5 protein-coding genes are annotated in these 4,232 nt (G+C 69.8%); 1 reads left to right on the top strand and 4 read right to left on the bottom strand.

Going from position 1 to position 4,232, the window contains the following annotated elements; all coding sequences use genetic code 11:
• Window positions 1-1,109: betaine-aldehyde dehydrogenase (betB, locus tag V7050_RS18780; protein WP_324411012.1), on the top strand; the 1,109-nt coding region annotated here is incomplete at its 5' end.
• A 28-nt stretch (window positions 1,110-1,137) separates the two neighbouring features.
• Here betB and V7050_RS18775 read toward each other — a convergent pair.
• The 4 genes from V7050_RS18775 to V7050_RS18760 are packed head-to-tail and all read right to left on the bottom strand — an operon-like array spanning window position 1,138 to window position 4,203.
• Window positions 1,138-1,869, bottom strand: coding sequence for an SDR family oxidoreductase (locus V7050_RS18775; RefSeq protein ID WP_324374624.1), 732 nt, complete (start codon window positions 1,867-1,869; stop codon window positions 1,138-1,140).
• A gap of 7 nt (window positions 1,870-1,876) precedes the next feature.
• Window positions 1,877-2,605: an SDR family oxidoreductase gene (locus tag V7050_RS18770; RefSeq protein WP_324370114.1), complete on the bottom strand. Its 729-nt coding sequence runs from the start codon at window positions 2,603-2,605 to the stop codon at window positions 1,877-1,879.
• Window positions 2,606-2,651: 46 nt separating this feature from the next.
• Window positions 2,652-3,416 carry an SDR family NAD(P)-dependent oxidoreductase gene (locus V7050_RS18765; protein ID WP_324370116.1) on the bottom strand — a complete coding sequence of 255 codons (765 nt, stop codon included), beginning with the start codon at window positions 3,414-3,416 and terminating at the stop codon, window positions 2,652-2,654.
• A 28-nt stretch (window positions 3,417-3,444) separates the two neighbouring features.
• Window positions 3,445-4,203 carry a class II D-tagatose-bisphosphate aldolase non-catalytic subunit gene (locus V7050_RS18760; protein ID WP_324411014.1) on the bottom strand — a complete coding sequence of 253 codons (759 nt, stop codon included), beginning with the start codon at window positions 4,201-4,203 and terminating at the stop codon, window positions 3,445-3,447.
• Window positions 4,204-4,232 lie beyond the last annotated feature (29 nt).

The raw sequence follows: 4,232 nt of genomic DNA, 5'->3' as shown, positions 1-4,232 counted from the left end.
TCGGCGGGCTGGCGCCCAGCCTGACCGGCGAGCACATTCCGCTGGCGGGGGGGGATTTCGCCTATACCATCCGCGAGGCGCTCGGCGTCTGCGTCGGCATCGGGGCCTGGAACTACCCGACCCAGATCGCCTGCTGGAAGGGCGCGCCGGCGCTGGCCTGCGGCAATACCATGGTGTTCAAGCCTTCGGAGACCACGCCGCTCTCGGCGCTGAAAGTCGCCGAGATCCTGGTCGAGGCCGGGGCGCCGAGGGGCGTCTACAACGTCGTGCAGGGCTATGGCGACGTGGGGGCGGCGCTCGTGACCGACCCCCGCGTGGCCAAGGTGTCGCTGACCGGCTCGGTGCCGACGGGGCGCAAGGTCTATGCCGCCGCCGCCGGCGGCATGAAGCATGTCACGATGGAGCTGGGCGGCAAGTCGCCGATGATCGTCTTCGACGATGCGGATGTGGAGAACGCGGTCTCGGGTGCGATCCTCGGCAATTTCTATTCGTCCGGCCAGGTCTGCTCCAACGGCACCCGCGTCTTCGTCCAGGAAGGCATCAAGGAGGCGTTCCTCACCCGCCTCGCCGAACGCCTGGCCAAGGCCAGGATCGGCGATCCGATGGATCCGGAGGTCAGCTTCGGCCCGGTGGTCAGCCAGGGCCAGATGGAGATCGTCAAGGGCTATATCGCCAAGGCGATCGCGGAAGGCGCGCGGCTGGTCTTCGGCGGCCGTCAGCTCGACCGGGCCGGGTTCTACCTCGAGCCCACGGTCTTCGCCGACGTGACCGACGACATGACCATCGCCCGCGAGGAGATCTTCGGCCCGGTCATGTCGGTTCTGGATTTCGCGAGCGAGGAGGAGGTGATGGCCCGCGCCAATGCCACCGAATTCGGCCTCGCCGCCGGCGTCTTCACCCGCGACCTGAGCCGCGCGCATCGCGTGGTCCGGGGCTTCGAGGCCGGGACCTGCTACATCAACACCTACAACCTCGCCCCGGTGGAAGCCCCCTTCGGCGGGTCGAAGATGTCCGGCATCGGCCGCGAGAACTCGAAGCTCGCGATCAATCACTACAGCGAGCTGAAGACCGTCTATGTCTCGATGAACGATGTCGAGGCGCCCTATTGACGGGCGCCGGAGGGCGCGGTCCCGCGCGTCAGCGGATGGAATAGCCGCCGTCGGCCATGAGGTTCTCGCCGTTGACGATCCCGGCCTGATCGGAGGCGAGATAGAGCGCCGCCGCCGCGATCTCGCCGGGCCGGGCGAAGCGGCCGACCGGGATCTCCTGGCGCATGCGCAGGCCCTTTTCGCCCGACCAGCCGACCAGCGCCATCGGCGTCTCGACCACGGTCGGCGAGATCGCGTTGACGGTGATGCCGTATCGCGCCCATTCCAGCGCCAGGACCTTGGTCAGCCCGATGAGGCCCGCCTTGCTCGACCCATAGGCCGCATGCTCGGCGATGGCGATCACCGCCGCCTGCGAGGCGATGTTGACCACGCGCCCGCGGCCCGAAGCCTTCAGGAAGGGCAGCGCCGCCACGGCGGTGAGCCAGGGCGCCCGCAGGTTGATCGCATGGGTGCGGTCCCAGTCGGCGACGGACTGTTCCTCGGCGGGCGCGACAATCCCGAGCCCGGCGTTGTTGATCAGGATGTCGATGCCGCGGTCCCGGCCGATCGCCGCGACTTTCCGCGAGATGGCCTCGGGATCGAGCAGGTCGAGCAGGTCGCTCCGGTGCCCTTCCCCGAGCCGGGCCGCGAGCGCGCCGCAATCGACGATGTCCACCAGCGCGAGGCGCGCCCCGGCCGCGGCAAAGGTCTCGGCCATGGCGACGCCGATGCCGCCGCCGGCACCGGTGACGAGCGCGGTCAGTCCCGAAAGGTCTGCCATCGCCGCCTCAGATGTCGAAATTGGTGGGAAGCACGATCATGTCGCGGATGGTGACGTTCCGCGGCCGCGTCAGCATGAACATCACCGCGTCGGCGACCTCGGTCGGCTCGATCAGGCTGCCGGATTCCTTGGCCTTGCGCAGGTTCTCCTCGGGCCAGTCCGCGAGCAGCGCGCTGACTACCGGGCCCGGCGAGACCTGGCTCACCCGGATGCCCTTCCTGTTGAGCTGGCGGCGCATGGTCTGCACGAAGCAGGTGATCGCCCATTTCGAGCCGGAATAGACCGGCTCCCAAGGCACCGCGGCATGGCCCGCGACCGAGCAGGTGACGACGATGTCGCCGCTGCCGCGCGCGATCATGTGCGGGAGCACGTCCCGGACGTTCTTCATCACCGCATTGACGTTGAGGTTCAGCATGCGGTCGATGGTGGCGGTGTCGGTCTCGATCAGGTCGCCGCCGATATAGGTGCCGGCGTTGCAATGCAGGATGTCGATCCGGCCCGCCTTTTCGAGCGCGCCGGGGACCATCGCGGCACAGCTCTCCGGATCGAGCAGGTCGACCACCAGCGGAATGGCGGCCTCGCCAAGCCGACCGCGAAGCGCGCCGAGCGCCTTCTCGTCCCGGTCCGCCAGCACGACCCTCGCCCCCGCCGCGATCAGCGCCTCGGTGGTCGCGAGCCCGATCCCGGAGGCGGCGCCGGTGATCAGCGCGACCTTTCCCTGCATTCCCTCGGCCATTGTCTCTCTCCCGTGACTGGCCGCCACCCGGCGGCCCCTGATTCGTTCAATGCGTGGTATAGCCGCCGTCGGCGACCAGGACGGTCCCGGTCACGTAGCTCGCGGCGGGGGAGCAGAGAAACAGCGCGCAATTGGCCATCTCCTCCGGCTGGGCGAAGCGGCCCATCGGCGTGTTCTCGGTCCAGATGCGGTTCCAGGCCTCCTTGGCGATCCCCCCTGCGGTCATGTCGCTCACCACATAGCCGGGCGCCAGCGCGTTCACCCGGATGTTGCGGGGCCCGTACTCAAAGCCCATCACCCGGGTCATCTGGTGCACCGCCGCCTTGGAGGCATTGTAGGCCACCTGGTCCTGGGGCTTGTTGGCGACATAGGCCGAGATCGAGCCCACGTTGAGCACCACGCCCGCACCCTGCGCGAGCATCGGCCGGACCGCGGCGCGGGCGATGCGGAAGGGCGCGATCACGTTGGTGTCCATGATGAAGGCGAGCTGGGTGTCGTCGAACTCGTGGAACGGGCCGTTGGCGGCGACGCCGGCGTTGTTGACGAGGATGTCGAGGCGGCCGAAAGGGTCGAGCGTGGCTTTCACCAGCCTGTCGGGCGTGGCCGGGTCGTTCACGTCGGCCGCGACCCAGGCGACGGTTTCGGGATTCGCATCCTCCAGCGCGCCCACCTCCGGCGTGCGGGTCCGGCCGGTGACGAGGCATTTCGCGCCCGCCTCCACGAAGAGCCTGGCGATGGCGAGCCCGATGCCACGGCTCGCCCCGGTCACGAGCGCCACCTTACCGTCGAGTCGGAACTGGTCGAGGGGCATGTCTCTATCTCCCTGTGGTCGGCGCCGCTCAGTTGCGGCAGGCGTCATGATAGGTGGCGAGGCTCCGGCGCAAGCGCCAGATCAGCACCTCCTCCGGCTCGAGCGGCCGGTCGGCGAAATGCGCGGCGCCCGGCAGGTGCTGCCAGATCAGGGGCAGCGGGATCCGCCGCCCCGCGAGCGCCGCCACCAGCCGATCGACGGCGGCGCGGGCCTCGGGTGCGGTCCAGTAGTAGCGGATGCGGTCCGAGAGCGAATAATGGCGCAGGAGCCGCCGTTCGGCCGCGTCGCCGTCGTAGTGCCGGCGCCAGTCCCCCGGGCGGTCGAGCATGAGCGCCTCCATCGCGCGCAGGAGCGGCCGGTCGCCGTAATCGGGCAGCAGATCCGAGGCGATCAGGTCGAGCGCGTAGAGCGCCTCGCGCAGCACGAAGGTGAGCTCCGGCCCGACCTTGAGGATCGCGAACCCGTCCCCGACCAGTTCGGAGAGCGGCGCCGCGCCCTGATAGTCGGTGGAATGCGCCTCGAAGACGAGCTTCGGCTCTTCGGCGAGCACGGCGGCCAGGCCCTGCGCCCGCTCACGCCGATAGGCGATGACGTTGCGGTTGCCGAATTCCACGCCGGGCTGGACCACGAGACCGAGGACGCGGTCGAGGGCCTCCGCGAGGCCCGCCTCTGCAAAGACCGCGCGATGGACGGCGATGGTGCGGCGGGGGGCCCCCCGCGCCGGGGGGGGGGGTGCCTCCACCGCGGGGTGCGCGCCCCCGGCCGGCGGCTCCCCCGGCCCGCTGATATTTAACGGCGGCGGGGGGCCCCCTCCCC

It is taken from the genome of Amaricoccus sp. (genome assembly GCF_036846665.1).
Classification (GTDB): domain Bacteria; phylum Pseudomonadota; class Alphaproteobacteria; order Rhodobacterales; family Rhodobacteraceae; genus Amaricoccus.
This window is presented reverse-complemented; position numbering and strand designations above follow the sequence as displayed.